General features: G+C 73.3%; 27 protein-coding genes. 15 read left to right on the forward strand and 12 right to left on the reverse strand.

Going from position 1 to position 25746, the window contains the following annotated elements:
- Window positions 1-78: 78 nt before the first annotated feature.
- From ACRYCC_RS17180 to ACRYCC_RS17210, 7 genes are all read left to right on the forward strand, one after another.
- On the forward strand, window positions 79-1266 hold the full coding sequence (locus ACRYCC_RS17180; protein WP_433813195.1) for a sensor histidine kinase: 1188 nt from the start codon (window positions 79-81) through the stop codon (window positions 1264-1266).
- Window positions 1263-1925: a response regulator gene (locus ACRYCC_RS17185; protein ID WP_433813197.1), complete on the forward strand. Its 663-nt coding sequence runs from the start codon at window positions 1263-1265 to the stop codon at window positions 1923-1925. Before ACRYCC_RS17180 ends, ACRYCC_RS17185 begins: the two co-directional genes overlap by 4 nt.
- 231 nt (window positions 1926-2156) lie before the next feature.
- Window positions 2157-3101 (forward strand): ATP-binding cassette domain-containing protein, encoded by a 945-nt coding sequence (locus ACRYCC_RS17190; protein ID WP_433813199.1) that lies wholly within the window; start codon window positions 2157-2159, stop codon window positions 3099-3101.
- A complete protein-coding gene (locus tag ACRYCC_RS17195) occupies window positions 3098-3916 on the forward strand; it encodes an ABC transporter permease subunit (RefSeq protein WP_433813201.1) in 819 nt (272 codons plus the stop codon). The genes ACRYCC_RS17190 and ACRYCC_RS17195 overlap by 4 nt, the downstream gene beginning before the upstream one ends.
- A gap of 40 nt (window positions 3917-3956) precedes the next feature.
- Entirely contained in the window at window positions 3957-5183 is a 1227-nt protein-coding gene (locus ACRYCC_RS17200) for a sensor histidine kinase (RefSeq protein WP_433813202.1), read from the forward strand.
- Entirely contained in the window at window positions 5180-5842 is a 663-nt protein-coding gene (locus tag ACRYCC_RS17205) for a response regulator (protein ID WP_433813204.1), read from the forward strand. Before ACRYCC_RS17200 ends, ACRYCC_RS17205 begins: the two co-directional genes overlap by 4 nt.
- Window positions 5843-5974: 132 nt before the next feature.
- Entirely contained in the window at window positions 5975-6496 is a 522-nt protein-coding gene (locus ACRYCC_RS17210) for a hypothetical protein (protein ID WP_433813206.1), read from the forward strand.
- A gap of 3 nt (window positions 6497-6499) precedes the next feature.
- On the opposite strand, the gene ACRYCC_RS17215 is transcribed toward ACRYCC_RS17210, so the two are convergent.
- Both ACRYCC_RS17215 and ACRYCC_RS17220 read right to left on the reverse strand, forming a co-directional pair.
- Entirely contained in the window at window positions 6500-7333 is an 834-nt protein-coding gene (locus ACRYCC_RS17215) for a helix-turn-helix transcriptional regulator (protein WP_433813208.1), read from the reverse strand.
- Window positions 7334-7359: 26 nt separating this feature from the next.
- A complete protein-coding gene (locus ACRYCC_RS17220; RefSeq protein WP_433813210.1) occupies window positions 7360-8289 on the reverse strand; it encodes an SDR family oxidoreductase in 930 nt (309 codons plus the stop codon).
- Between the two features lie 191 nt (window positions 8290-8480).
- Here ACRYCC_RS17220 and ACRYCC_RS17225 point away from each other — a divergent pair, with 191 nt between their 5' ends.
- Window positions 8481-9083, forward strand: a complete 603-nt coding sequence (locus ACRYCC_RS17225) for a helix-turn-helix domain-containing protein (protein WP_433813212.1) — start codon at window positions 8481-8483, stop codon at window positions 9081-9083.
- Window positions 9084-9161: 78 nt separating this feature from the next.
- On the opposite strand, the gene pdxR is transcribed toward ACRYCC_RS17225, so the two are convergent.
- The gene (pdxR, locus tag ACRYCC_RS17230; protein ID WP_433813214.1) at window positions 9162-10655 is read right to left on the reverse strand and encodes a MocR-like pyridoxine biosynthesis transcription factor PdxR; all 1494 of its coding nucleotides are present in this window, start codon (window positions 10653-10655) and stop codon (window positions 9162-9164) included.
- Window positions 10656-10772: 117 nt separating this feature from the next.
- On the opposite strand from pdxR, the gene ACRYCC_RS17235 reads away from it, so the two are divergent.
- The gene (locus tag ACRYCC_RS17235; protein ID WP_433813216.1) at window positions 10773-11603 is read left to right on the forward strand and encodes a methyltransferase domain-containing protein; all 831 of its coding nucleotides are present in this window, start codon (window positions 10773-10775) and stop codon (window positions 11601-11603) included.
- A 99-nt stretch (window positions 11604-11702) separates the two neighbouring features.
- Here ACRYCC_RS17235 and ACRYCC_RS17240 read toward each other — a convergent pair whose 3' ends face one another.
- From ACRYCC_RS17240 to ACRYCC_RS17255, 4 genes are all read right to left on the reverse strand, one after another.
- Entirely contained in the window at window positions 11703-12446 is a 744-nt protein-coding gene (locus ACRYCC_RS17240) for a glucose 1-dehydrogenase (protein WP_433813218.1), read from the reverse strand.
- Between the two features lie 135 nt (window positions 12447-12581).
- Entirely contained in the window at window positions 12582-13964 is a 1383-nt protein-coding gene (locus ACRYCC_RS17245) for a carotenoid oxygenase family protein (RefSeq protein ID WP_433813219.1), read from the reverse strand.
- A gap of 243 nt (window positions 13965-14207) precedes the next feature.
- Window positions 14208-14588 (reverse strand): YciI family protein, encoded by a 381-nt coding sequence (locus tag ACRYCC_RS17250; protein ID WP_433813221.1) that lies wholly within the window; start codon window positions 14586-14588, stop codon window positions 14208-14210.
- A gap of 134 nt (window positions 14589-14722) precedes the next feature.
- Window positions 14723-15517, reverse strand: coding sequence for an arylamine N-acetyltransferase family protein (locus ACRYCC_RS17255; RefSeq protein WP_433813223.1), 795 nt, complete (start codon window positions 15515-15517; stop codon window positions 14723-14725).
- 146 nt (window positions 15518-15663) lie between these two features.
- Here ACRYCC_RS17255 and ACRYCC_RS17260 point away from each other — a divergent pair, with 146 nt between their 5' ends.
- The 4 genes from ACRYCC_RS17260 to ACRYCC_RS17275 all read left to right on the forward strand — a co-directional run bounded on the left by ACRYCC_RS17260 (window position 15664) and on the right by ACRYCC_RS17275 (window position 19108).
- Window positions 15664-16158, forward strand: coding sequence for a YciI family protein (locus tag ACRYCC_RS17260; protein WP_433813225.1), 495 nt, complete (start codon window positions 15664-15666; stop codon window positions 16156-16158).
- 81 nt (window positions 16159-16239) lie between these two features.
- Window positions 16240-16569 carry a YciI family protein gene (locus tag ACRYCC_RS17265; RefSeq protein WP_433813907.1) on the forward strand — a complete coding sequence of 110 codons (330 nt, stop codon included), beginning with the start codon at window positions 16240-16242 and terminating at the stop codon, window positions 16567-16569.
- Window positions 16566-17816, forward strand: a complete 1251-nt coding sequence (locus ACRYCC_RS17270) for an RNA polymerase sigma factor (protein WP_433813227.1) — start codon at window positions 16566-16568, stop codon at window positions 17814-17816. Before ACRYCC_RS17265 ends, ACRYCC_RS17270 begins: the two co-directional genes overlap by 4 nt.
- A 137-nt stretch (window positions 17817-17953) precedes the next feature.
- Window positions 17954-19108: a tyrosine-type recombinase/integrase gene (locus ACRYCC_RS17275; protein WP_433813229.1), complete on the forward strand. Its 1155-nt coding sequence runs from the start codon at window positions 17954-17956 to the stop codon at window positions 19106-19108.
- A gap of 21 nt (window positions 19109-19129) precedes the next feature.
- Here ACRYCC_RS17275 and ACRYCC_RS17280 read toward each other — a convergent pair whose 3' ends face one another.
- The 4 genes from ACRYCC_RS17280 to ACRYCC_RS17295 all read right to left on the reverse strand — a co-directional run bounded on the left by ACRYCC_RS17280 (window position 19130) and on the right by ACRYCC_RS17295 (window position 22862).
- Window positions 19130-19726: a TetR/AcrR family transcriptional regulator gene (locus ACRYCC_RS17280; RefSeq protein ID WP_433813231.1), complete on the reverse strand. Its 597-nt coding sequence runs from the start codon at window positions 19724-19726 to the stop codon at window positions 19130-19132.
- Between the two features lie 239 nt (window positions 19727-19965).
- Complete coding sequence (locus ACRYCC_RS17285) at window positions 19966-20337, reverse strand: ArsR/SmtB family transcription factor (RefSeq protein ID WP_433813233.1); 372 nt, start codon at window positions 20335-20337, stop codon at window positions 19966-19968.
- Window positions 20338-20410: 73 nt separating this feature from the next.
- Entirely contained in the window at window positions 20411-21451 is a 1041-nt protein-coding gene (locus ACRYCC_RS17290) for a carboxymuconolactone decarboxylase family protein (protein WP_433813235.1), read from the reverse strand.
- 19 nt (window positions 21452-21470) lie between these two features.
- Window positions 21471-22862: an FAD-binding oxidoreductase gene (locus ACRYCC_RS17295; RefSeq protein WP_433813237.1), complete on the reverse strand. Its 1392-nt coding sequence runs from the start codon at window positions 22860-22862 to the stop codon at window positions 21471-21473.
- 207 nt (window positions 22863-23069) lie between these two features.
- Between ACRYCC_RS17295 and ACRYCC_RS17300 the strand changes: the two genes are divergently transcribed.
- Both ACRYCC_RS17300 and ACRYCC_RS17305 read left to right on the forward strand, forming a co-directional pair.
- A complete protein-coding gene (locus ACRYCC_RS17300; RefSeq protein WP_433813238.1) occupies window positions 23070-24218 on the forward strand; it encodes a sensor histidine kinase in 1149 nt (382 codons plus the stop codon).
- Window positions 24215-24904: a response regulator gene (locus ACRYCC_RS17305; protein WP_433813240.1), complete on the forward strand. Its 690-nt coding sequence runs from the start codon at window positions 24215-24217 to the stop codon at window positions 24902-24904. Before ACRYCC_RS17300 ends, ACRYCC_RS17305 begins: the two co-directional genes overlap by 4 nt.
- A 6-nt stretch (window positions 24905-24910) precedes the next feature.
- Here the strand turns inward: ACRYCC_RS17305 and ACRYCC_RS17310 are convergent, their stop codons facing one another.
- Window positions 24911-25657 (reverse strand): metallophosphoesterase, encoded by a 747-nt coding sequence (locus ACRYCC_RS17310; protein ID WP_433813241.1) that lies wholly within the window; start codon window positions 25655-25657, stop codon window positions 24911-24913.
- Window positions 25658-25746: the final 89 nt, after the last annotated feature.

Here is a 25746-nt window from a genome sequence, read left to right on the forward strand (position 1 = left end):
CGGAAGTACGGTTCGAGCGCGGCCGGTCGTACTTTCGGCCGCTGTGCGCGCCCGGGGCCGCTACGTAGCCTGAACGGCATGAACCTGCTGGATCGCCTGGCCGACCTCCTGGATCGCCTCGCCGAACGGAGCGGGATCGCCGCCGATGCCGGGCTCGGGGTCGTGTTCGCGGCGGTGCTCGTCCTGCAGGGCATCGCGCTCGCCCATACCGGTGGCAACTGGGCGTTCGACTGCGCCGTCGGGACGGCGTTGTGCGCGGTCGCCCTGCTGCGGCGGCGGAACCCCGCGTGGGCGGCCGCCATCGGCCTCGCCATCTTCACGGCCGCGGACCTGGCCGCCAGGCACCTGCCCGGCCGCCCCCACCCGGATGTCGGCGCCTCGGCCCTCGCGCTGTTCGTGCTCGGCGCCGCCGCGGTCCGGGTGCTGCCGGTCGCGCAGGCCGCGGCCATCTGGGCCGCCGGGGTCGCGGTGGTGGCCGGCCTGGGGATCACGATCTCCCCGGGCTCCGCGGCCGCGCCGGGGCGTGTCGAGGTGGGGGTGTGGGCTCTCGCCCTCGGCGCCGGACTGCTGCTGCGCTACCGCGACTGGCGCCGCAGGACCGCCATCTGCCGCCGTGCGGCGGCCATCGAGACGGTACGGCGTGACGAGCGCCTGGAGCTGGCCAGAGAGCTGCACGATGCCACCGCCCACCACATCACCGGCATCGTGATCCAGGCACAGGCCGCCCGGATCGCGGCCAGGAGGCACGCCGACACGCTCGACAGCGCCCTGGCCGGCATCGAGTCCGTCGGCACCGACGCGCTGACCTCGATGCGCCAGGTCATCGGCCTGCTCCGGGACGCCGACGAGGGCGGCGGACTCACCCCTGGCCCCGAACGGCTCACCGACCTCGTCGAACGTTTCGCCCGGCGCGGCCTCGCCGTACGGCTCAGCCTGCCGGACGGTCCCGCCGATCCGACCTGGCCACCCGAGGTGACCACCACCGTCCACCGAGTCGTCTCCGAGGCCCTCACCAACATCACCCGGCACGCCCCCGGCGCCCGCGAGGTGAGCGTGACCCTCACCCACAACGCGCGGGCCATCGTCGTGGAGATCACCGACGACGCTCCGTCGGCCGGCTCGCCCCGGTTCCCGCACACCAGCGGATACGGTCTGGTCGGCATGCGCGAGCGCCTCGAGGCCCTCGGCGGAACCCTCAGCGCCGGTCCGGGCCCCGTGACCGGCTGGTCGGTGCGCGCCACCCTGCCCGCCCCGGGCAGGCCATGACCATCCGGGTCCTGCTCGCCGACGACCAGGCGATGATCCGCAGCGGGCTGCGTCTCATCCTCGAGGACCAGCCGGACATCACGGTGGTCGCGGAGGCCGTGGACGGCGCCGAAGCCGTCGGCCTGGCGCGGCGCCTCCGCCCCGACGTCTGCCTCGTCGACATCCGGATGCCCCGCCTGGACGGCATCGAGGTCACCCGCGCCCTGGCCGGCCCCGGCGTCCCCGACCCGCTCCGGGTGGTGGTCGTCACGACTTTCGACCTCGACGAGTACGTCTACGGCGCTCTGCGGGCCGGGGCCGTCGGATTCATCCTCAAAGACTCGGGGCCCGCCCTGCTCGCCGAGGCCGTCCGGGCCGCCAGCACCGGAGACGCCCTGATCTCACCGTCGATCACCCTCCGGCTGCTGCGCCACCTCGCGCCCGCCAAGACCCCGGCCGTCACCGCGCCCGAGGTGCCGATCTCCGAGCGGGAGACCGAGGTGATCCTGTGCATCGCCAAGGGCCGTACCAACCATGAGATCGCCGCCGAGCTGTTCATCTCCCTCAGCACGGTCAAGAGCCACCTGGCCAACGTCCAGCTGAAACTGGGGCTCCGCAACCGGGTGGAGGTCGCCGCGTGGGCCTGGGAGAACCGGCTCATGGACACCGCCGGCGGCTGACGTACCCGAGATCGGCGACGAGTTCCGGCTGCTCCTGGGCGATGTGCGACGCCGTCCCCGCGGGGGCACATCACCGGGGACGGCACCGTCGCGTACACCGATGGGTGGAGGGGGTTCCCCCCAGGGATGCACGGCTCATCCGGCGAGGTCAGCCGGGCGGCTCATGTGCCGGGCGGGCGGGCGGACCCAGACTGGTCTCCGGCCGACCGTCACCCCCGAGAGAGACAAGCCATGATCGAAGCTCACGCGCTCACCAAGTGCTACGGGAGGAAGACCGCCGTCGCGGATCTCAGTTTCACCGTCCGGCCCGGTCTGGTCACCGGGTTCCTCGGGCCGAACGGTGCGGGGAAGTCCACCACGATGCGGATGATCCTGGGGCTGGACGCTCCCACCGCCGGGCGGGTCACGGTCAACGGCAAGCACTACGCCGCGCACCGCGCTCCGCTGCACGAGGTCGGGGCGATGCTGGAGGCCCGCGCCATCCATACCGGCCGTTCGGCCTTCCACCATCTGCTGTCGCTGGCGATCACCACGGGCATACCGCGCAGCCGGGTGGAGGAGGTGGTCGACCTCGTCGGGCTGCGGCAGGTGGCCGGGAAGCGGGCCGGTGGCTTCTCGCTGGGCATGAGCCAGCGGCTCGGCATCGCCAGCGCCCTGCTCGGCGACCCGGCCACGGTCGTCCTCGACGAGCCGGTGAACGGCCTGGATCCCGAGGGCGTCCTGTGGATCCGCCATCTGCTCAAGGATCTGGCCGCGGAAGGGCGCACGGTGCTGGTCTCCTCGCATCTGATGAGCGAGATGGCGCTCACCGCCGAGCACCTCATCGTGATCGGCCGTGGCCGGCTGATCGCCGACACCTCGGTCGAGGAGTTCACGCGGCGCGCGGCGGGTGATTCGGTGCTCGTACGCACCGACGAAGCGGAACGTCTGCGCCGGGCCCTGGCCGGGCCGGAGGTGGCCGTGGTGTCACAGGAGCCTGGCACGTTGGAGGTCACGGGTCTGAGCAGCTGCCGGATCGGCCGGATCGCCGCCGACAACCGGATCGCGCTCGCCGAGCTGACCCCGCGGCGGGCGTCGCTGGAGGAGGCGTTCATGGAGCTGACCCGCGGCGCCGTCGAGTACCAGACCCCGGACCGGCTTCCGGCCGGCGCGGCCGCGGACGGGCGTGCGGCATGACCACCGATGCCCTTGCCCGCCCCGCCGCCGCACGCGGCCACGTCACCCAGGCCAGGGTGCTGCACTCGGAGTGGATCAAGCTCCGCACGCTGCGCTCGACGTTCGCCACGCTGCTCGCCGCCGCCGTCATGATGATCGGGTTGGGCCCGCTCTTCTCGGCCGTCACGGCCGATCGCTGGTCCGCCATGAGCGCGGCCGAGCGGGCGGCACTCGACCCGACCGCGCTGAGCCTGATCGGGTTCTTCCTGGCCCAGCTCGCGGTCGGGGTCCTGGGGGTGCTCGTGGTCACCGGCGAGTACTCGACCGGCATGATCCGTGCGAGCTTCTCGGCCGTGCCGCGCCGGTTGCCGGTCCTGTGGGCGAAGGCGGCCGTGTACGGGGTGGTGACCTGGGCGCTGATGACCGGCGCGTCCCTGGCGGCGTTCCTGGCCGGCCAGGCGCTGATGTCCGCCACGGACGCCGGGGCGTCGCTGGGCGACCCGGGCGTCACCCGCGCCGTCCTCGGTACCGGCCTGTATCTGACCGTCGTGGCGCTGCTGAGCGTCGGGATCGGCGCGATGATCCGCAACACGGCGGGCGGTACGGCCACCGTCTTCGGGCTGCTGCTGGTGCTGCCGGAGCTCGTGAACGCTCTCCCGTCCTCCTGGTCCGGCCGGGTCGGCCCGTACCTGCCGAGCAACGCGGGGCACGCGATCGCCGTCCTTCACCCGGATCGGCATACGTTGCCGCCGTGGACCGGATTCACGGTGTTCTGCCTGTACGCGGCCGGAGCCCTCGCGGGCGCCGCGCTGGTGCTGAGACGACGGGACGCATAGTGGCCGAGGGGGCGGCGGCCGGTCCCGGGCCGGGCATCCGATGACGGCGACCGCGCCCGTCACGACGCCGGATGGGCCGTGGCGCACCCTGATCGGGTGCGTCCGGTCGCAGCGGGCGCGCGTCCGGCTGTGGCCGGTGGCTCTGGACGCATTGCTGGTGGCCGCACTGTTCGTCCCCACCACCTTCGCCGTCCGCCTCGGCCTGCGGGACCATCCCTGGCATCTGGCCCTTCAGGTCGCCCTGCTGCTGCCTCTGGTCTGGCGGCGGCGGGCGCCCTTGGCGGTGTTCGCCGCGGTGGCCGCCGCGGCCTTCGCCCAGTGGCTGGCCGACGTCCAGCTTCCGGGTGACGTCGCGCTGCTGGTCGCCCTTTACACGGTCGCCGCACACTGCGGACGCGGCCGCCTGCTGCTCGCCGGTGCCGTTCTCGAAGCGGGGATCCTGATGGCCTCGGTGGCCTGGTCATCGGAGGGGAAGTACCTCGGGTCGGTCGTGGGGCTGACCGCCATGGCCACCGCCTCCGCCGTCATCGGCACCAACACCCGGACCAGGCGTGCCTATCTCGCGTCGGTGGAGGACCGGGCGGTACGCCTGGAGCGGGAGCGCGACCAGCGGGCCCAGCTCGCGGTGGCCGAGGAACGGGGCCGTATCGCCCGGGAGATGCACGACATCGTCAGCCACAACCTGTCGGTGATGGTCGCACTCGCCGACGCCGCGGTCTTCGCGCAGTACCGCAGCCCGGACAAGACGACCGCCGCCATGCGGCAGATCTCCGGCACCGGGCGGCAGGCACTGACCGACATGCGGCGGTTCCTCGGGGTCCTGCGGGCCGACGAACCGGACGCCCTGCGTCACCCGATGCCCGGCCTCGCGCAGCTCGGCGCACTCATCGACCAGGTGCGCGCGGCCGGGCTGCCGGCCCGGCTCCGGCTGGAGGGCGATGACTCCGCCGTCCCTCCCGCCGCGCAGCTCACCGTCTACCGCCTGGCACAGGAAGCCTTGACCAACGCTCTCAAGCACACCGCTCCCGGCACCCGGGCGGAGGTGCGGGTGCGCTGCCTCCCTGGCGCCATCGACATCGAGGTCACCGACGACGGCGACAGCCGCACCGCGCGGGCTCCCGGCCGGGGGCACGGCCATGGCATCCCCGGCATGCGCGAGCGCGTGGCCGCCTACGGCGGGACCCTGGTGGCGGGCCCGGTCCCGGACGGCGGCTGGCAGGTCTCGGCCCACCTCGACCTGCGCCCGGCGGGGACGGGTGCCGCGTGACGATCCGCGTCCTGATCGCCGACGACGAACCGCTGCTGCGCATGGCGTTCACGATGGTCCTGGAAGGCCAGCCGGACCTGGAGCCGGTCGGCGAGGCCGGGGACGGCACCGAAGCGGTACGGCTGGCGCGGCGGCTGTGCCCTGATGTCGTCCTCATGGACGTCCGTATGCCGGGTGTCGACGGAATCGAGGCGACCGGCCGGATCGTCCGGGACTGCCCGCAGACCCGGGTGCTCATCCTGACCACCTTCGACCTCGACGAATACGCCTTCGCCGGGCTCAAGGCCGGGGCGTCGGGTTTCCTGCTGAAGAACGCGCTGCCCGAGGAGCTGCTCGCGGCGATCCGAAGCGTCGCCGCGGGCGACGCGGTGGTCTCCCCGCGGATCACCCGCCGCCTGCTGGAGACCTTCGCTCAGCACCTCCCCGCCGACCGCGGGCAGGTGGAGGACGAGCGCCTGGAACGGCTGACGGCACGCGAGCGCGAAGTGCTCGTCGAGGTGGCCCGCGGCCTGTCCAACACCGAGATCGCCGCGGCTCTGCACCTCGCGGAGGCCACCGTGAAAACCCACCTGAGCCGGATCCTGCCGAAACTGGAACTACGCGACCGGGTGCAGGCGGTGGTCTTCGCCTACGAGACCCGGCTCATCCGCCCGCGGTGAGGACGGCCGGGCCGGCGGCCTGCGGGCCAGGAGGGCAGGCCCGCTGGAACCGCTCGGGCTCGCGCGGCAGCGGGGCGGCCTCTCCGCCTCCTGGCCGATGCGGCTCGTGCCAAGGGTCGCTAGCTTGCCCCGATGCGTGCGAAATCTCTGCCGAGCATCCTGTCCATCGTGGTGGCGTCGGCGGCCTCGGTGATCGCTCTTTACTACAAGGCCATTCCGGGCGGGACGTTCGACCTCCTTCTTCTGGCCTCGGTGTCCTGGGCCGCGGCGGGCGTCGCGTGGCTGATCTTGCTGTTCACCCGGGGGAGAAGCCTGGTCCTGGCCACACCGCCTGTTCTGGCCGTCGCCACGTTCGCACTGATGTGGACGGGTTTGCCGCTCTGGGCGGGGTTTCAGGTCTCCAAGAGTGATCTTGCTCGCCACGTCGAGACGGGGGAACCTGGACGGGCCGGGATCTACCGGCTCGGCAAGCCCGTGGTGGCGAACGGTCCGGTCAGGCTGCCGGTCCGGAACGCCGGTTTCGTCTTCACCGAGTGCGGGTTTCTCTACGCACCTGGCGGCGTGCCGGCCGGCTATCGGGCAGCGGAGGTGGAGTCCGTCGAGTACGGGCACCTGGAGGGCCCTTGGTACTGGTACGAGATCCAGGAGAGCTGAACCTCAGATGCGCTGGTCGCCGATCACCGAGAGCAGCTCGAGCTTCTCGTGGCTCTCGCTGCCCGGTACGGCGGTGAAGACCTGCAGTAGCTGGGACTGGTCGGGGTCGACCAGGGTCTGGCAGTGCAGTTCGAGCAGGCCGAGCCGCGGGTGCAGGACGCGCTTGGGCCCGCAGTACGGGCCCAGGACGGGGTGCTCGCGCCAGAGCGCGGCGAACTCCGGGCTGGCCGCCAGCAGCGCGTCGACCAGCGCGGCCGCACGCGAGCCCTTGCCGTCCCGGGTGTACGCCTCGTGCAGGTGGGCCACGAAGAGGCGGGAGTGCATCGGGTGGTCGTCCTCGGGATAGATCAGTCGCGAGGCCGGGTCGGTGAACCAGCGGTAGTGCCGGCTGCGGGCCGGGCCGGTGTGGACGCTGTCGTCGCCCATCAGCGCCACCGCGAGCCGGGTCTGCTTGAGCGTCTCGCCGAGATGGCTCATCACCTGCGCGGGGGTGTCCTCCAGCCGGTCGAGGATGCGCATCATGCCGGGATTGATGTGGTCGCCGCGGAAGACCCGCCGGGGGGTGGCGTGACCGGCGAGGCGGAACAGATGGTCGCGCTCCTCGAGCGAGAGGTGCAGGCCGCGGGCGATCGCGGCGAGCATCTGCTCGGACGGGTTGGGCCCGCGCTGCTGCTCGATCCGGCTGTAGTAGTCGGCGGACATGCCGCACAGCGCGGCGACCTCCTCGCGGCGCAGCCCGCCGGTGCGGCGGCGCTGCCCGCGGGGCAGCCCGACGTCCTCGGGCTGCAGTGCCTCCCGCCGGGTGCGCAGGAAGTCGGCGAGATGGGCCCGGTCCATGAGACGAATCTCCCCCCTCGGTGCCGTCAGGCGCCGTACTCGACCCCGGCCAGGCGCTCGGAGACGCCCCAGAGGCGAGCCGCGTCGGCCTCGTTCCGAGCCGTCTTGTAGACGGTCAGCTCGGTCGCGTCACCGGTGAACTGGCCGATGCCGTCGGGGCCGTAGAACCGGCCGCCCTGCGCATCTGGGCTGGTAGCAGCGTACAAGGCGGGGAGCACCCCCCTGTCGACGGTCTGCACGAATACCCCCCAGCGGGCGAGCCGCTTCACGATCGAGTCATGGCGCGACGGGCGCTCGCGGCCGAGGTTGGGGCCGGAGGCGTACAGGTTGGTGTAGGTCGTGCCGGGGTGGGCGACGTTGCTGACGAGACCCCAGCCGCCGGCCCGGCTGCGCCGGTCGAGCTCGAGGCCGAACATCAGGTTGGCCAGTTTCGACTGGCCGTACGAACGTATCGGCGAGTACTTGCGCTCGCTCTGGAGATCGTCCCAGTCGATCTTGCCGGTGCGGGCGGCGCTGCTCGACATGGTGGTGACCCGGGCCTGGCCGGCGCGCAGCAGCGGCAGGATCCCTCCCACCAGCGCCAGGTGGCCGATGTGGTTGGTGCCGAACTGCAGCTCCAGGCCGTCGGACGTGGTGTGCCGGGTGGCCGGGGCCATGACGCCCGCGTTGTTGATCAGGATGTCGACCGGGCGGCCCTCGGCGTTCAGCTTGCCCGCGAACGCCGCCACCGACTCCAGCGAGGCGAGGTCGAGCTCTCCGACGGAGACCGTGGCGCCGGGCGCCGCGGCGAGGACACGGGTGACGGCGGCGCGCCCCTTGGCGGGGTTGCGGACCGGCAGTACGAGGTCGGCGCCCGCCTGGGCCAGGCGCACGGCCAGGCCGAGGCCGATACCGTCGCTCGCGCCGGTCACGACGGCGAGCCTTCCGGTGAGATCTGGTACGGATACGTCCTTCATGGCAACTTCCCTGGTCAGCGTAGCTTTTCGGTCGAAGTCAGAGTCGCAAACTGCGGCAGGCGGGTCCATGCCACGCTTATCCACGGATCAGAAGTCCGTGGATGCCGGCAGCGGCGCGGCCGGCCGGTCGCGGACCAGCGGAGTCGGACCGTTGTGGCAAACGTCGTTGCGGATCTGGCAAACTCAGGAGTATGGACGATGATCTGGACCAGGTCCTCGCGGCGGTGGGGCCCCGGTTGCGCGCGCTCCGGCAGCAGCGCGAGACCACGCTGGCCGAGCTGTCCGCGGCGACCGGCATCTCCGTCAGCACCCTGTCCCGGCTGGAGTCCGGCCGCCGCCGGCCCAATCTCGAACTGCTCCTGCCGCTGGCCAAGGCCCATGGAGTGCCGCTCGACGAACTCGTCGGCGCGCCGCCCACCGGGGATCCGCGCATCCACCTGCGCCCGACCACCCACCACGGGATGACGGTGGTGCCCCTGACGCGGCGGGCCGGCGGTCTTCAGGCCTTCAAGCAGGTCATTCCCGCCAGCCCGCACCCCCAGACACCGGATCCTCAGGTGCACGAGGGCTATGAGTGGCTGTACGTCCTCAACGGACGGCTGCGGCTCGTACTAGGCGAACAGGACCTGGTGCTCTCACCCGGTGAGGCGGCCGAGTTCGACACCCGTGTACCGCACTGGTCCGGCAGCGTCGGCGGCGAACCCGTCGAGTTCCTCTGCCTGTTCGGCAGGCAGGGTGAGCGCGCGCACCTGCGCGCACGGCCCCGGAGGAGACCGGACGACGCGCCCGCATAGGCCGGTGCCCCCCAGGCCTACGGAGCGGCAGGTCACGAAGGCCCTGGCCGGCCGCGGCGGCCACCGGCCGGGAGCTCCTCAGCGCAGCCGCCGCAGCACGCTGCCGAGGGTGGCGACCCCCTCGGCGATGTCGGCCGGGGTGCTCGCGGCATAGCCCAGGACGAGGCCCGGCAGGCTCGGGCGCTGGCTGTGCCACGACAGCGGCTGCACCTTGACGCCGCCTGCGAGCGCCGCCGCGGCGAGGTCGACATCGGCGACACCGGCGTCGAAGGTGACCGTGAGGTGCAGGCCCGCCGCGGCCCCGTGCACGACCGCCCGCGGAAGGTGCGCTCTCATGGCGTCGATCATCGCGTCCCGCCGCCGGCGGTGGCGTCTGCGGACGAAGCGCAGGTGGCGTTCCATCTCGCCCGACTCCATCAGCCGGGCCAGGACCAGCTGCGGCAGCACGGCGTTGCCGAGGTCCGCGTTCCGCTTGGCGTCCACGAAGGCGTCACGGTAGTGGGGCGGCGCGAGGACCCATCCCACCCGGAGGGCGGGGGCGAGCCACTTGGACACGCTCCCGGCGTAACAGACGTGCTCGGCGAGCATCGAGCGCAGGGCCGGGACCGGAGGCCGGTCGTAGCGGTGCTCGGCGTCGTAGTCGTCCTCGATGACCAGCCCGCCGTCACCTGCCCAGCGCATCAGCTCGCGGCGTCGCTCGCCGTCGAGCACCACCCCGGTCGGGAACTGATGTGCCGGGGTGACCAGCACGGCCGGAGCGCCACTGACGCGCAGCTCGTCGACGCGCAGGCCCCCCGAGTCGACGGGGATCGGCGGGGTGGCGAGCCGCCAGTTGCGCAGATGCTGGCAGGCCCCGAGCGATCCGGGGTCCTCCACCGCGACCTCGGTGATCCCGTCCTGCCGGAGCAGCTGCGCGAGCAGCCCGAGCGCCTGCGCGACCCCGGCGACGATGATCACCTCGCTCGGGTCCACCCGGATCCCGCGATTGCGGGCCAGCCAGTCGGCCACGGCGAGCCGCAACGCCGGGGTGCCGCGAGGGTCTCCGTAGCCGAAGTCGGACGCCGAGAGGTCGTTGAGCACCGAGCGTTCGGCTCGCAGCCAGGCCGTTCGCGGAAAGGCGGCCAGGTCGGGCACACCGGGTGACAGATCGATCCGCGCGTGGACCGCTCGCAGCGAGTCGAAGACGTCCGCGCCCGGCTCGGCGGTGAACAGCGCGCTCGCCGTCGGCGGGCTGGCGGGCGCGGGCGGCCGGGCCGCGACCGGTGCCGCCACCACGGGGGCGGCGACGACGACCGTTCCGCCCCGGCCGCGCCCGGCGACGTGCCCGTCCTCGGTCAGGCGCTGGTACGCCTCGGTCACGACGCCACGAGACACCCGGAGGTCCGCGGCCAGGACCCGGGTGGCCGGCAGCCTGCTGCCCACCGGAAGGCGCCCGTCCGATATCGCGAGCCGGAGCCGCCGGGCCAGCCAGTCGGACAGCCCGCCCGCCGGAGCGTCGCCGGGGTTGAGCTGAAGGAAGTCCGAACCCGAGGTTATGGACCGGTCAGAGGCATCTCCATCGGACCTGTGCACCAGGCCATTATGGCGGGAGGCTGACGGCATGGAGACGATGACGACACCGCGCGCGAGCGACGGGTACGCGGCGCCGGGCGCCGCCAGGGACGGGCGCGACGGACGGGAGGGCGGACGGTGACGGCGGCCGGCTACGTGCACGGGTACTCCGACTACGAGGCCCGCCGGTTGGGCGACCAGGCCGACACCCTGGCGGCGCTGCTGCACGCCGGCACCGCGTACCCGGCCGGCAGCCGGGTGCTGGAGGTCGGCTGCGGGGTCGGCGCGCAGACGGTGCACCTGGTCGCCGCCGGCCCGGGGGCGCACATCGTCGCGGTCGACGTGTCCGCGGATTCCCTCGCCCAGGCCCGCGCCCGGGTGGCGGCCCTGGCGGCCCCGGGGGCGGAGCGGCGCGTCGAGTGGTGCCACGCCGACCTGCACGACCTGCCCTTCGGCGCGGAATCCTTCGACCACCTGTTCGTGTGCTTCGTCCTGGAGCACCTGCCGGACCCGTGCGGGGCGCTGGCCGGACTGCGGCGGGTGCTGCGGCCGGGAGGCACCATCACCGTGATCGAGGGGGATCACGGGTCGGCGTTCTTTCACCCCGACAGCGCCCACGCCCGCGCGGCGATCGGCTGCCAGGTCCGGCTGCAGTCGGCCGCCGGCGGGGACGCGTTGCTCGGCCGCCGCCTGCAGCCGCTGCTGGCCGACGCCGGCTACCACGACGTCATGGTCGGTCCCCGGACCGTCTACGCCGACCGGACGCGGCCCGCGCTGGTCGACGGCTTCACCCGCAACACGTTCATCGCCATGATCGAATCCGTGCGGGACGAGGCGCTGGCGGCGGGCCTCACCACCCCGGCCGACTGGGACCGGGGGATCGCCGACCTGCGCCGGACCGCGGACGACGGCGGGACCTTCTCCTACACGTTCTTCAAGGCCGTCGCCGTGAACCCGCCCCGCCCGTGACCCGGATGAGGCCGGTCCCCGGGCTGCCGAGCTCGCGCAGCACGTGCCGGGCGGGACACCTGCCCCCGCGGCGACGCGGCGGACGACTGGCCGGCTGCGTCAGGCGAGGCCTCCGGTGGCACGAATGTTCTGGCCGGTGATCCAGCGGCCGTCCGGACCCGCCAGGAAGGCGACGACGTCGGCCACGTCGGACGGCTGCCCGAGCCGGCCGAGCGGGGTGATCGCGACGATCATCGCGAGGTTCTCGGCGGGGTTGGTCCCGCGGAGCAGGTCGGTGTCGGTCGCGCCGGGGGAGACGGTGTTGACGGTGATGCCGCGCGCCCCGAGTTCCTGTGCCGCCACGGCGGTCAGCTGCTCGATCGCGCCCTTGCTGGCGGCGTAGGGGGCGTTGCCGGGTGCCGGCCGGAGGGTGTTGAGAGTGGAGATGTTGATGATGCGCCCGTCGTCGCGCATGTGCCGGGCCGCATGGCGGATGGTCAGGAAGGTGGACCTGGTGTTGACGGCCATGACGCCGTCGAACAGGTCCTCGTCGGTCTCCGCGATGGGGGTCACGGCGAAGTCCTTCGCGGCGTTGTTGACCAGGATGTCCAGGCCGCCCAGGTGGTCCTCGGCGAACTCCATCAGCCGCTGGGCCGCATCCGGCTCGGCCAGATCCAGCTGGACGCCCCGGGCGCTGCCGCCCGCCTCCTCGACCGCCCGGACGACCTCTGCCGCGCTCTCGGTGCTGCGCGCGTGGTTGAACACCACAGCCGCCCCGTCGCGGGCGAGACGCTCCACGATCGCCCGTCCGATGCCTCGCGATCCGCCGGTGACCACGGCGGCCTTGCCCTTCAGCTGTGTCATGCGTCCTCCACGATCGTCTGGTGGCTCGCCGGGGGGCCTGACGGCTCACCGACCTCGCCGGGCAGTGCCCGCTTCGTCGGCCGTACCCACTTTTCGACCTGGAGGTGACCAGCGGTGGCCGTCGCCGTGACGCCGTCAGGACCGGTCGAGGTCGGGCAGCCAGGAGCCGTGGAAGCCGGTCGGGACGCCACGCGGCAGGTCGACCGTGGCAACGGGCCCGGCGGTGACGTCCGAGGCGGCGAGCACCAGCAACTGTGAGGCGCTGCCGTCGCGGCGCGTCGCGATGGAGATCAGCCAGCCTTCGTCCTCGTCGCGCGGGCCGGAGGCGGCCGGTACGAAGACCGCCTCCCCGACCGTCGTGTCGGCGTCCAGCTCGTAGCCGCGGACCGTGCCGCCGACGGTGTCGTACTTGATGATCGCGCTTTTGGAGGTGGTCTTCGGCTCGGTGCCGGCGACGGCGTAGAGGTAGCGGCCGGCCCGGCCCACCTGGGCGTCGTCCACGGTCGGGAACTCCACCCCGCGATCGTCCAGTGCCTGCTCGGCGGCCGTGCCGGTGGCCGGGTCGAGCGTCCACCGGTGCAGCCGGGCGGCGAAGGTGCCGGCCGCCGTGGCGGCGGGGTCGGTGGTCCCGGAGACCAGCCCCCACAGGGCGGTGAAATCGGCGGCCGTGTAACGGACGGCGTCCAGGACGATCCGCCCGGCGGCGTCCTCGCAGGCGTTGCCGACGTGGAAGACGTAGCAGGGTTCGATGTCGAACCAGCGCACCGGGGCGTCGGCCCGGTCGTGACGCATGACGCCCAGGCGCGCGCCGTACCGGTCGTCCCAGCGGTACGGCATCGCCGTGCCGATCAGGCGGTGCTGGAAGGTGACCGGCAGGTCGAGCCAGACGACGTGGTGCTCGGTGATCGCGAAGTCGTGCATCATCGTGCCGGCCGGCACGGCGATCTCCCGGCTGTGCGCGAGCCGCCCGTCGGCGTCCAGCCGGTGATAGGTCAGGTACGGCGGGCGCGCGCCGTAGCCGAAGAAGTGCAGCTCACCCGTCGCGGGGTCGCACCTGGGATGGGCGGTCATCGCGGTGGTCAGCCGCCCGTCGAAGTCGCACGGGCCGACCGTCTCCAGCTCGGGCGTGACCTCGTAGGGAAGCCCGACCTCCACCAGCGCGAGGATGCGCCGGGCATGACGCAGCACATGGGTGTTGGCGGAGGTCGCGGTCAGGTCGAGCGTGCCGTCGGGGCGGACGAACGGCCGGCCGTCGAACGCGCCGGTGCGTGTCCACCGGTTGCGGTACCACTCGGCGCGGCCGTCGCGCAGCCGTACGCCGTGCAGCATGCCGGGTCCGATGAACAGATGGCCGATGTCCTGGCCGGGCAGCGGATTGGGGCCGTTGCGGAAGTACCGGCCGGTCAGCTCGGGCGGCAGCGTGCCGGTGACGGGGAGATCGACGGCATCGATCTCGTCGGGCACCGGCGTCATGTGCCCGGGCAGCAGGCGCGGCCCGGCGGCGTCCACGTCGGTCATGGGAACCTCGCGCGTCGAGAGTGAGCGGCGTCGTCGCCACCCGAGTCTGCGCGTGCCGGTGCCGGCGTGTCATGTCATTTTCCGGCGGGCGCGGCAGGCACGGCGAGCACGATCTGGGCGGCGGGCGGCGGTGCGGGGTACGGGGCGCCGTCTCACAGCTCAGGGACTGTGAGACGGCGCCGGGCACGGCCGCCCCGGACCGAGTGATCCCGCCGGACGCAGGTCAGCCCCCTGGGGGGACGGTCACTGCCCCGGGGCGAAGTCCTGCGGCCCGAAGACCTGACGCACCTCGGACTCGCCCTCCCAGCCCGCCCAGTGCTCCCTGTGCAGGTCCATGAAGGCCCTGGCCATCTCGATCGCCTCGTCCCGCGACGGCACGTCGATCATCGCGTAACTGGCGATCAGTTCCTTGGCCTCGGTGAAGGGCCCGTCGGTCACGGTCACCTTGCCCCCGGCCAGCCGTACCCGGGCGCCGGTGGCGCTGGGCGCGAGGCCTCCGGTGTCGAGCAGCACACCGGCCTTGGCCATCTCCTCGCCGCGCTGGGCGATGGCGTCCATGAGCGCCTGCGGGGGAGCGCCCGCCGCGGAGTTCTCCTCGGTCTTGAGCAGCAGGATGAATCGCATCGTTGTCCCTCTCTTCTGTTTCGGAGCCGTCTCCGGGCCGGTCCGCCCGGATCTGCTCCTGCCTCTACCTGCGCGTCGACCGAGGACCGGCCGGATCGACATGCCGGCCCAAGCTTTTTTTCGCGACATGCCCGCTATGCGCGGGGCTGCGGGACCCGCGGCGCGGTGACGGCGGGCACCCTGTCCAAGGTGATGTGGAAGTAGTCGCGGTAGGCGGCGAGCACCTCGGTGTCGTCGAGGAGGCGTTCGCGGCGCTCGCCCTGCTCGGTGTGGATGAGCCTGTTCCCGCTGAGGGTGACCCGGCCGGACCCGGTGAGCACGGAGCACGTCAGCGACCGGGTGAAGTGGGACTGCGGCGAGGTCTGCTGCCACCAGCAGGTCGGCACGAAGTCGGTCAGCTCGTACGGCCGCGGCCCGAACCGGTACTGGGGCTTCGCGTCGAGCGTGACGTCGAGGTCCCCGTACCCGCTCTCGCCTTCGGACAGCCGGAACACCCCGGCGGGGTCGGACTGGTCCGCCCGGTCGTCCAGGCGCAGCGGGTGATGGGAGAACGCGCCGAATCCGACGTCGACCAACCAGGGCTCCGCCAGGTCGACCCGAAGCGCCAGATGGTCGAACGGCGGGCCCACCCGACCGCCGCCGAAGACCCGGGCGGACAGCAGCGTCACCCGGTAGCCGAGCGCGGTGAGCAGCGCCGCGAAGGCGCCGTTGAGCTCGTAGCAGAACCCGCCCCGCCGCCGATCGACGATCTTCTCCACCAGGGCCCGCTCGTCGAGCACGATGGGCTCACCGAGATGGATGCTGAGGTTCTCGAAGGGCACCGTGGTCAGATGCGCCAGTTGCAGCACGCGCAGTGCCTCCGCGTCCGGGCGCTCCGGCCGTACGGCACCGATCCGGGTCAGGTAGGCGTCCACATGCGCGTCGTCCATCAGCCCTCCGTCGCCAAGTCCATGACACGTCCTACCATGACCGGCCCCGGTGAGACGCCCCGCGCCGCCCACCCTCCGTGATCACGCAGTCGTTCGTCGATCGATTGCGTGATCACGGAGGGTGGAGGCCTGGCCGGTGCGGGACCATGGGCAGGGATGTCCTGCACGTGACGGCGTGGAGCCGCGAAGACCGGTCACGGGATGTCGAGAACGTCCGGCCGGCCGCGACGTTCCCCGCAGAGGCGTCCACCGCGGGCGCCGGAACCGCGAGAGGCGACACGATGAAGTACATGCTGCTGATCTACGGCAACCAGGAGGCCTGGGACGCGTCCACCGACGAGGAGTACCGGGCGGTCGTCCGAGCCCACGGGAAGCTGATCGAGGAGCTCACCGAGTCGGGTGAGCTGGTCGCGTCGGTGGGGCTGACCACGGTGGACGCCCGGACCGTACAGGTGCGCGACGGCGTGCCGGCGGTGACCGACGGCCCGTTCACCGAGGCCAAGGAGGTGCTGGCGGGCTACTACCTGGTCGACTGCGAGAGCATCGACCGGGCGACGGAGATCGCCACCCGGGTCCCGGAGGCCAGGTTCGATCCGGTGGAGGTACGGCGGCTGATGGACGATCCCGTGGAGCAGCCGTGAGGCGGAGAGCCGGCTGTCCGTGTGCGGGCATACCGTGCCTCCTACCGGTGACGGGCAACCCGAGGAGGAGCCGTGCGATACATGCTGCTGCTGTGCAGCGACGAGACCGGCCGGCCAGGGGCCGCGCAGGAGGCGGCCATGGCCGGATGCGGAGGCTGGGACGAGGAGATGAGGAAGTGCGGGGTCCTACAGGCGGCCGCGGGCCTGCAGCCGAGCACCGACGCCACGACGGTGCGCGTGCGCGGCGACGAGGTCCTGCTGGCCGACGGGCCGTTCGCCGAGACGAAGGATCAGATGGGCGGGTTCAGCCTGATCGAGTGCGCGGATCTCGACGAGGCCATCGAAGTGGTCTCCCGGCATCCGTGGGCCGAGGTCGGGCAGATCGAGATCAGGCCGGTCTGGGAGGGGTGACGGCCGACGTCAAGGCCGTGGTCGCGGGCGTCTTCCGGGAGGAGTGGGGGCAGATCGTCGCCACCCTGATCCGGATGACCGGTGACTGGGACCTCGCCGAGGAGTGTGCGCAGGAGGCGTTCGCCGCCGCGCTGCAGCGCTGGCCGCGCGACGGCGTACCCCGGCGCCCCGGCGCCTGGCTGACCACCACCGCGCGCAACCGCGCCACCGACCGGCTGCGTCGCGAGGCCGTCGGCGCCGCCAAGCTGCGGGAGGCGGCCGTCATGTCGGTCCCGGACGAGCCCGGCGGCGACGGCGGGGCGGTGAGCGGTGTCCGCGACGATCGGCTGCGGCTGATGTTCACCTGCTGCCACCCGGCGCTGGCCTTCGAGGCACGGGTCGCGCTCACGCTCCGGACCCTGGCGGGGCTGACCACCGCCGAGATCGCCCGGGCGTTCCTGGTCCCGGAACAGACGATGTCCAAGCGGCTGGTCCGGGCCAAGCACAAGATCCGCAACGCGGGCATCCCGTACCGGGTCCCTCCGGCGCACCTGCTGCCCGAACGCACGGCGGCCGTGCTCGGGGTGCTGTATCTGCTGTTCAACGAGGGGTACGCCGCCACCATGGGCGCCGGACTGGTACGGGAGGGACTGTGCGCGGAGGCCATCCGGCTGGCTCGCGTCCTCGCCCGGCTGATGCCGGGGGAGCCGGAGGCGGGCGGCCTGCTCGCACTGATGCTGCTGCACGACGCGCGGCGCGCCACCCGGTTCGACGACGCGGGTGACCTGGTGACCCTGGAGCACCAGGATCGCTCCCGCTGGAACGCCGACGAGATCAGTGAGGGCGTCGAACTGCTGGACGAGGCGCTGCGCCGGGGGGTCCCGGGCCCGTACCAGGTGCAGGCGGCGATCGCCGCCTGTCACGCGACGGCGGCCGAGGCGGCCGACACCGACTGGGCTCAGATCGCGGCGCTCTACGGCCGGCTCGCCCGGCTGGTGCCCTCCGCGGTGGTGGAGCTGAACCGGGCGGTGGCCGTGGGCATGGCCGACGGGCCCGCGGCGGGCCTGGCCCTGGTGGCGGCACTGGAAGCGTCGGGGAGGCTCGCGGGCTACCACCTGCTGCCCGCCACCCGCGCCGACCTGCTGCGCCGCCTCGACCGCCGCGCCGAGGCCGCCACCGCCTACCGCGAAGCGCTCACGCTGGCGAGCACCGACGCCGAACGCCGCTACCTCACCCGGCGGCTGACGGAGCTCACGACCGGTCCGTGACCGGCCCCTCGGGCGCCGGCGGCACCGGTGCGTTCGCGGACCGGCGATGTCGGCCGGGTCCCTGCGCTCCGGCCGGGTGGGCCGGGCATACGGTGGGAGGCCACGCAGCAGGGATGCGGAAGGGATCCGGAGGGGCCATGACCATGGACGGGACCTCGCGGCCGCCGACGCCCGCCCGGCCGGAGGAGCCGGCGCTGCCGTCCGAGGCCCCGCAGGATCCGGCGGCGCTGCGCGCGCTCGTCGTCTCGGCGGTGCTGCGGCTGCCCGCTCTGCCCGCCCCCGACCCCGGTGACCGGTACGGGCTCGCGAAGCTGACGGCTTCGTGGCTGCTGGCCAAGAACAGCCATCACACCCGCCGGGCCTATTTCGGGGACCTGGCGTCCTGGCTTGCCTACTGCGCGCGCACCGGGCTGGACCCCCTCAAAGCGCGGCGCGCGGACGCCGACGACTGGAAGGACCAGCTCACCGTCACCGGCCCGGGCCCGCACGGCCAGGTCCGCGCCGCCTCGGCGGCCACCCTCGCCCGCCGGCTCGCGGCGGTCTCGAGCTGGTACGCCTACCTGCAGTCCAACGAGGTGACCGAGCGCAACCCGGTCGGCGCCGTGACCCGGCCGCGGACCGGCCGGTCGGTGGCGCTGCCCGCGCTGGACGAGGCGGCGACCGCCGCGCTGCTCGACCACGCCGAGGGGCGGGCCGCCCGGCTCGGCAGCGAGGCGGCCTGGCGCGACGCCGCACTGCTGGCGCTGCTGTTCCACACCGGGGTACGGGTCAGCGTCGCCTACCGCGCGCAGGTGCACGACCTCGACCACGAGGCCGGCTACCCGATCCTGCGCTTCACCAAGAAGGGCGACGAGCCCGACTTCGTCCGGCTGGAGCCCGAGGTGCTGGCCCCGCTGAACCACTACCTCACCCTGCGCGCCGCCCGGGAGCACGTGGCCGTCACCGCGGTGACCGGGCGGCTGCTGCTCACCACGCCGCACCCCTACGACCAGAGCAAACCCGGTGGCAAGCCGCTGACCCAGCGCGATGTCTCCAACACGTTGCGGGCCCTGGCCCGGCAGGCCGGCCTGCCCTCCGCCGACACCATCACCCCGCACACCGGCCGCCGCACGGTGGCCACCGTGCTGCTGGGCGACGACGTCCCCCTGCACAAGGTGCAGGACCTGCTCGGCCACGCCGACCCGCGCACCACCCGCGACGGCTACGACGCGCATCGCCACAAGCTCCGCACCTCGCCGGTCGGGCGCCTCGCCCAGCTCTACGGGCGGCACCGGCGCACCACGCCCGGGTGACGGCACCGGCCTGCGCCGGGATCAGGCCGGGCGCGATCGAAGCAGTCCCGCGATGAGCAGTTCGACCATGCGGCGTGCGTCGTAGCGGGGGTCGTGGTCGGCGCCGATGCAGAGGTTCCCGACGCCGCGCATGAGTTCGTAGGCATCCAGGTCGGAGCGGATCTCGCCGGCGACGGCTGCGGCGTCGAGGAGCTGAGCGCACACGGGCACGAGGCGGTCGAGGAAGTAGGCGTGCAGCGTGTCGAAGCCGGCGTTGTCGGACTGCAGCACGGCAGCGAGTCCGTGCTTGGTGACCAGGAAGTCCACGAAGAGATTGATCCATCGCCCCAGTGCGGCATGCGGGCTTGGGCTGCTCGCCAGCAGGGCCGGACCGGCCTCGGCGCAGGCCTCGACCTGGTGCCGGTAGACGGCGATGATGAGATCCGCCCGGGTCGGGAAGTGGCGGTAGATCGTGCCCGTCCCGACGCCGGCCTTGGCCGCGATGTCGCGTACCGGCGCTTCCACGCCTGACGTCACGAAGATCGCGGCGGCCGCGTCGAGCAGAGTCTCCTCGTTACGCCGGGCGTCCGCCCGCTTGGACCGGGCCGCCTGCCCTGCGCCGTCCTCGCCGTCGTTCACCGCGCCGCTCCCTCCGCCACCGAGCCCGCAAGCGGAATCTCCCTAACGGAACATAGTTCCGCTTGCCCATGGTGTCAGAGCGGGCGCCTGACGACCAAACCACCACCGGTCGCCCTCGTCCGCGCGGCGCGGCCGGCCGGCGGTCATCGTCCGCCGAGGGCTGAGCGCGTCGACCCCTGGGAGCGTGGAAACGGGAGGTGGGCGAGCATGCGCGGTGCGCCGATCTAGCACCGGCCCGGTCACGGCTGCTCCCGCCCGTGGTCGGGGCCGGGGACGTCGTCCCCGGCCCTGGCGCGTCGCCGTCCGCGTGCGAGCTCGGTGGCGAGGGCGTCCAGCGGCTGGGCCCAGAACCGGCGGTAGCGCTCCAGCCACTGGTCGATCTCCCGCAGCGGCCCGGGGTCGACGGCGTAGAGGCGGCGGGTGCCTTCGGCCCGTACGGTCGCGAAACCGTTCTCTCGCAGCACCCGCAGATGCTGTGACACTCCCGGCTGGGAGATCCCGAACTCCTCCTGGACGACCGCGCTGACCTCGCCGGAGGATCGTTCGCCCTCGGCGAGCAGCTCCAGGATGCGGCGGCGGACCGGATCGCCGAGAACGTCGAACGCATGCACAGCGTCACCATCGCACCGCCTGTTTATATAAGTCAACGCTGAGAATGGGTGGCCCGTGATCCGGTCACGCGGCTCAGCGGTCCGGCACGCCCGCTTCCACCGGCGTGCCGGTGATGGCCCGCTCCGCGCGCTCGACGGCGGCGAGGGCGCCGAAGGCGAGCAGCCGCACCAGCTCGGCGTCGGTGCGGCCGGTCCCGCGCCAGCCGGTGACGTCGGCATCGGTGATCCGGTATGGCGCGAGCGCGGTGAGCAGCGCGAGCCTGGCGCCGGGCCGGTCAGGGGCCGGCAACGCGGCGAGCGGCCGGTCCAGCCGCCCGTCCGCCAGCGGCGGATGGGCGCCCCCCTCCCAGCCGGTGACCGTGCTCAGCACCGTGGCGCGCGCCGGTTCGCCCAGCAACGCCCCACCGGTCGTCGCCGTGGCACGCAGCGCCGCGAAGGCCGTCCCGACCGGCGCGCCGGCCGCCCAGGCGGGTGCCGGTCCGGTGGGCAGGCCGGCCAGCAGCGGCAGGCTGTCCCCGGCGGGCAGCCGCCTGCGCACGGCGCGCCCGAGGGTTCGTCCGCTCAGGCTGCGGACCAGCCGGGAGCGCTGCAGGTTGCCGGGCAGCAGGTTGTCGGTCAGCAGCGCCGAGGCCATGCGGTTGATGAAGTGGAAGGCCAGCGCGGTCCCGATGTACTCGGGGGCGAGCCCGTCCGGGAACGGCGGTGCCGCCAGCTCCGGCGCCCCCGGCGTACGGGTGGCCGTCGCCCAGGCGAGCAGTCTCGCCTGCTCCGGGTCGGCCGGGGCCTGCCCGCGTGCGAGCGTCTCGGCCAGCCGATGGGCGCCGGTGGCGTGCAGCAGGACCGTGTGCGCGTCGACGCAGAACGGGCACCGGTTGGCCAGTGAGACTCCGGTGGCGACGACCTCCTTGCCGGTACGCGGCGCGCGGCCGGCCAGCAGCGACTCACGCAACAGCGCCCAGGTGGCGGCGAGCACGCCGGGCTCCGGAGACAGCGTCATGAACAGCGGCATGCGGGCCAGGCCGAAGTCGGCGGCCAGCTGGGCGTAGACGCCGGCGACCTGGCCGGTGGCCCGCTCTGTCGTCACCGGGCTGACATAGCGGAAGGGGGTGGGCATCTGCCGGGCTCCGATCTGATCAGGCGGGCGGGATGTTGTGGTTGCCGTGGAAGACGTTGTCCGGGTCCCAGGTCCGCTTCACCTGCGCCAGACGCGCGTAGTTCTGCTCGGTGTAGGCGGTCGGGGTCCGGGCGGGGTCGCTCAGGAAGTTCAGGAACGAGCCGCCGGTGGCGTAGGGCCGCATCCGGGCGGCCAGGCCGTCCAGGTGGGCCTGGACGGCCTCCCCCCGAGGAGCGCCATCGAAGGAGGCCGTCGCGATGACGGAGAAGGGCACGTCGCGGTGGCCCGCCGGGCCGGCGTCCGGGGCCGGCCGGCCCATCGCGCCGCCCCAGTGGCGCAGCTCGACGGCGCCCGCCGGTGCGTCCGCCCCGGCGCCCGCCGTCTCGACCAGCGTGGCGAGCAGGCCGTCGGGCAGCTCCCGGAACAGGTCGATGTGCTGTCCGGACGCCATGGGAGGCGGCGGTGGACCGGCGATCGCCGTGCCCGCGGCCGCGAAGTCCCTCGACGCGAAGCCGTCCACCAGTGCGGGCCCGGCGGTCTCCAGCAGCGGGGCGAGCCGCCGTTCGGCGTCCTCGGCCGATCCCAGGTGGAACACGCGGATGGCCAGCAGCGCCCGGCCGCGCATCGGCTCGGGCACCTGCGGGTCCGCGGGCATCCGCAGCAGCATGACCGCGGTGTTCAGCTCGTCCGGCTCCTGCGGGGCCCGGTCGCGGTAGCACGCGAGGGCCTCGGCGGCCCGTTCGATCGGGTACAGCGACATGCCCGCGTAGACCTGGGTGACCGGATACAGCCGGAACTCCAGGGCGGTCACGACCGCGAAGTTGCCGCTGCCGCCGCGCAGCGCCCAGAACAGGTCGGGATGGCTGCCGGGTCCCACCGTGAGCGGCTCGCCCGCACTGGTCACGACCTCCGCACGCACCAGGCTGTCGGCGGCGAAGCCGTACTTGCGCGAGAGCCATCCGGTCCCCCCGCCCAGGGTGTAGCCGGTCACCCCGATCGACGGCGTACCGGACAGCGGCGCCAGCCCGAAGGGGGCGGCGGCCGTGATGACGTCCGACCACAGGGCCCCGGGCCCGGCCGTGGCGGTGCGGCGCCGGGGGTCGACCCGCACCGACGCCATCCGGGAGGTCTTCAGCAGCAGGCCGCCGTCGGCCGGTGTCACGGTGCCGTGCCCGGTGGCCTGGACGGCGAACGGCAGGCCGTGCTCGCGTGCGGTGAGGACCGCGGCGCGGACGTCCGCCGGGCCGGCCGCCTCGGCGACGATCACCGGGCGCGGGTCGAACCTGCGGTTCCACGGCAGCCGTCCGCGGTCGTACGGCTCGTCGCCGGGCAGATGAACGCCCCCGGTGAAGGCACCGCGCAGTGCCCGTGCGGCGGCCGCGTGCTCATGTGTGTGGTGGTAGGTCCTCATGGGTCTCCCTCGGCGGTTCGCCTGGTGGTCCTGGGTGGTCATGGGCCGATCCTCGCGGGCCGGGCGGCGCGGCGTCGTCGCACGTGGGGAGGCTGTTGCGGCTGCCTCGGGGGACGCAGGCGGCCGGCGGGTACTACGCGGGAAGCAGTGCCGATCTCCTCACCGGGCCGGAGGTGAGGCGGCCGGTGCCCGGTTTAGGGTGCGCACATGAGTACCCAGCGGGCATGGCGGGCGTACGCACGGGACGCGGCGCTGGCGGTCGTCATCGCCGGTGGCGTGGTCGCCGGTGCCGGGGCCGCGCCGCCCGGCCGTACGCAGATCGATCCGCTCGGTTATGTGCTCCTGGCGGTCGGCGGGCTGGTCCTGGCGGCTCGCCGGCGTGCGCCGATCGCGGTGCTGCTGGTCACGACGGGCTGCGTGCTCGGTTACCTGCTGCGCGGTTACCCGGGCGTGGGTGCCGCGGTCCCGGTGATGGTCGCCCTGTTCACCGCGGTCAGGAGCGGCCACCGGCGGATCGTGGCGGTGCCGGGCGCGGCCCTCGTCGCGGTCGTGCTGACCGATCTGACGCTGGTGCACGGGCAGGCCGCCCGCCAGGTGTTCCAGGACCGGGTGCTGCTGGCCGGGTGGCTGGTGGCGAGCGGGGTGCTGGGGGAGGCGTTCCGGCAGTGGGCGGCCTACGTCGACCAGGCCGAGCAGCGTGCGGCCGAGGCCGAGCGCACCCGCGAGGAGGCCGCGCGCCGCCGGGCGGGGGAGGAGCGGCTGCGGATCGCGCGGGAGCTCCACGACTCGCTCACCCACAGCATTTCGATCATCAAGGTGCAGACCGGGGTGGCCATCCATCTCGCCCGCAAGCGGGGCGAGGAGGTGCCCGAGACGCTGCTCGCCGTGCAGGAGGCCAGCCGGGAGGCGATGCGGGAGCTGCGGGCGACCCTGGAGGTCCTGCGCGGGCCCGAGGACGAGACGACCGGCAGCGGGCTCGACCGGCTCGACGATCTGGTGGAGCGGGCGCGGTCGGCGGGCCTGCCCGCCACCGTGACGGTCAGCGGCAGCCGGCGGGCCCTGCCGGCCGCCGTCGACCGGGCCGCCTTCCGGATCGTCCAGGAGGCGCTGACCAACGTCTCCCGGCATGCCGGTCCGGCGTCGGCGTCGGTGCACATTCGCTACGGCGCCGACGAGCTGACCGTGCAGGTGGACGACGACGGGCGGGGCCCGGCGGAGGGGACCGCGGCGCCCGGGGTGGGGCTGGTCGGCATGCGCGAGCGGGTCGCCGCGCTCGGCGGCCGGTTGCGGGCCGAGCCCAGGACCGGGGGCGGCTTCTCGGTCCGCGCCGAGCTGCCGGTGGGGGATCTCTCGTGATCCGGGTGCTGATCGTCGATGACCACACGCTCATCCGCGCGGGCTTCCGTGCGCTGCTGCAGGCCGAGGACGACATCGAGGTGGTGGCCGAGGCCGGTGACGGACGGCAGGCCATCGCGCTGGCCACCCGGCACCTGCCCGACGTCGCCCTGGTCGACGTCCAGATGCCGGTGATGGACGGAATCGAGACGACCCGGCAGATCGCCGCCCACCCGCGCCTGGCCGGCGTCCACGTCGTGATCCTGACCAACTACGGCCTCGACGAGTACGTCTACAAGGCGTTGCGGGCGGGCGCGAGCGGCTTCCTGGTCAAGGACACCGAGCCCGAGGACCTGCTGCACGGCGTACGGGTCGCGGCGCGGGGGGACGCGCTACTCTCACCGGCCATCACCCGCAAGCTGATCGGCGAGTTCGTCTCCCGGCCGCCGTCGGTGAGCCTGGCGGCGGGCTTCGACGTGCTCACCAACCGGGAACGCGAGGTGGTGGCGCTGGTCGCCCGCGGCCTGTCCAACGACGAGATCGCCGCCCGGCTGGTGATCAGCCCCATCACCGCCAAGACCCATGTCAGCCGGGCCATGACCAAGATGGGTGCCCGGGACCGCGCGCAGCTCGTCGTCTTCGCCTACGAGAACGGCCTGGTCGTCCCGCGTGACGGAGGCCGTGTCGTGCCGGAGGCGCACGGGTGACCCCGCTCAGGCGACGACCCGGTAGTGCGTAGTGAGCCGCCGGTCGTCGTCGAGCACGTGGAAGGCGAGTGCCGGTGGGAGCCGGTGGTCGACGACCCCGTCGGCGGGCCGTTCCCAGGGCAAGGTCAGCGTGGAGACCACGCCGGGCGCCACCAGCAGGGGCCGGCCGGCGAAGGTGGTGGCCGCGGGACTGTGGGCGTGCCCGCACAGCAGCGCCACGACGTTGGGGTGGTGGCCGATGAGCCCGGCGAGCCGGTGCTCGCCGAACTGGCGGATGGCGTCCAGCGGCGGGCTGTGCAGGACGACGGGCGGGTGGTGGAAGGCGACGATCACCGGCAGGTCGCGAGGTGTGCCGTCGAGGACCGTCTCCAGCCAGGTGAGGGTCTCGTCGGCGAGGTGGCCGTCGTCGCGCCCGGGGATCGAGGAGTCACAGAGCGCGAAGACCCCGGCGTCCGTGCGGTGCACCCGGTTGACCGGGCCGTCACCGGCGGGCTCACCGAGCAGCACCTGGCGGAACGCCGTGCGGACGTCGTGGTTGCCGGGGCAGGCGAGCACCGGATGCCGGGAGGCGAGCATCGTGCGGGCCTGCTCGTACTCCGCGGGCAGGCCGTGGTCGGTGACGTCACCGGTGACCAGCACCGCGTCGAGGTCGTAGGGCAGCCCGTTCAGGTAGTCCATGACCGCTGTCGTCCGTGCGGTGCTGCGCGGCGTGCCGTCGAGGTGGGTGTCACTGAGGTGAGCGAAAACGATCATTATCGTCGCGCCTCCTTCTGATCTCGGTGCCGGGTCGTGAACGCGATGGCCGTCCGGGCACGCCCCGTGGCCCCGCACCGCGAACCTAC

The sequence above is a fragment of the Actinomadura scrupuli genome (genome assembly GCF_050971785.1).
GTDB lineage: Bacteria > Actinomycetota > Actinomycetes > Streptosporangiales > Streptosporangiaceae > Actinomadura_E > Actinomadura_E scrupuli.

What these genes read in the sequence shown, in the direction of transcription:
- ACRYCC_RS17240 (WP_433813218.1), bottom strand. Translation starts at nt 12,446, where the DNA reads ATGACACAGCTGAAGGGCAAGGCCGCCGTGGTCACCGGCGGATCGCGA.
- ACRYCC_RS17215 (WP_433813208.1), bottom strand. Translation starts at nt 7,333, where the DNA reads ATGGACCGGGCCCATCTCGCCGACTTCCTGCGCACCCGGCGGGAGGCA.
- ACRYCC_RS17225 (WP_433813212.1), top strand. Translation starts at nt 8,481, where the DNA reads ATGGACGATGATCTGGACCAGGTCCTCGCGGCGGTGGGGCCCCGGTTG.
- ACRYCC_RS17195 (WP_433813201.1), top strand. Translation starts at nt 3,098, where the DNA reads ATGACCACCGATGCCCTTGCCCGCCCCGCCGCCGCACGCGGCCACGTC.
- ACRYCC_RS17185 (WP_433813197.1), top strand. Translation starts at nt 1,263, where the DNA reads ATGACCATCCGGGTCCTGCTCGCCGACGACCAGGCGATGATCCGCAGC.
- ACRYCC_RS17190 (WP_433813199.1), top strand. Translation starts at nt 2,157, where the DNA reads ATGATCGAAGCTCACGCGCTCACCAAGTGCTACGGGAGGAAGACCGCC.
- ACRYCC_RS17260 (WP_433813225.1), top strand. Translation starts at nt 15,664, where the DNA reads ATGGGCAGGGATGTCCTGCACGTGACGGCGTGGAGCCGCGAAGACCGG.
- ACRYCC_RS17250 (WP_433813221.1), bottom strand. Translation starts at nt 14,588, where the DNA reads ATGCGATTCATCCTGCTGCTCAAGACCGAGGAGAACTCCGCGGCGGGC.
- ACRYCC_RS17200 (WP_433813202.1), top strand. Translation starts at nt 3,957, where the DNA reads ATGACGGCGACCGCGCCCGTCACGACGCCGGATGGGCCGTGGCGCACC.
- ACRYCC_RS17275 (WP_433813229.1), top strand. Translation starts at nt 17,954, where the DNA reads ATGACCATGGACGGGACCTCGCGGCCGCCGACGCCCGCCCGGCCGGAG.
- ACRYCC_RS17300 (WP_433813238.1), top strand. Translation starts at nt 23,070, where the DNA reads ATGAGTACCCAGCGGGCATGGCGGGCGTACGCACGGGACGCGGCGCTG.
- ACRYCC_RS17210 (WP_433813206.1), top strand. Translation starts at nt 5,975, where the DNA reads ATGCGTGCGAAATCTCTGCCGAGCATCCTGTCCATCGTGGTGGCGTCG.
- ACRYCC_RS17290 (WP_433813235.1), bottom strand. Translation starts at nt 21,451, where the DNA reads ATGCCCACCCCCTTCCGCTATGTCAGCCCGGTGACGACAGAGCGGGCC.
- ACRYCC_RS17265 (WP_433813907.1), top strand. Translation starts at nt 16,240, where the DNA reads ATGCTGCTGCTGTGCAGCGACGAGACCGGCCGGCCAGGGGCCGCGCAG.
- ACRYCC_RS17220 (WP_433813210.1), bottom strand. Translation starts at nt 8,289, where the DNA reads ATGAAGGACGTATCCGTACCAGATCTCACCGGAAGGCTCGCCGTCGTG.
- ACRYCC_RS17255 (WP_433813223.1), bottom strand. Translation starts at nt 15,517, where the DNA reads ATGGACGACGCGCATGTGGACGCCTACCTGACCCGGATCGGTGCCGTA.
- ACRYCC_RS17180 (WP_433813195.1), top strand. Translation starts at nt 79, where the DNA reads ATGAACCTGCTGGATCGCCTGGCCGACCTCCTGGATCGCCTCGCCGAA.
- ACRYCC_RS17245 (WP_433813219.1), bottom strand. Translation starts at nt 13,964, where the DNA reads ATGACCGACGTGGACGCCGCCGGGCCGCGCCTGCTGCCCGGGCACATG.
- ACRYCC_RS17310 (WP_433813241.1), bottom strand. Translation starts at nt 25,657, where the DNA reads ATGATCGTTTTCGCTCACCTCAGTGACACCCACCTCGACGGCACGCCG.
- ACRYCC_RS17295 (WP_433813237.1), bottom strand. Translation starts at nt 22,862, where the DNA reads ATGAGGACCTACCACCACACACATGAGCACGCGGCCGCCGCACGGGCA.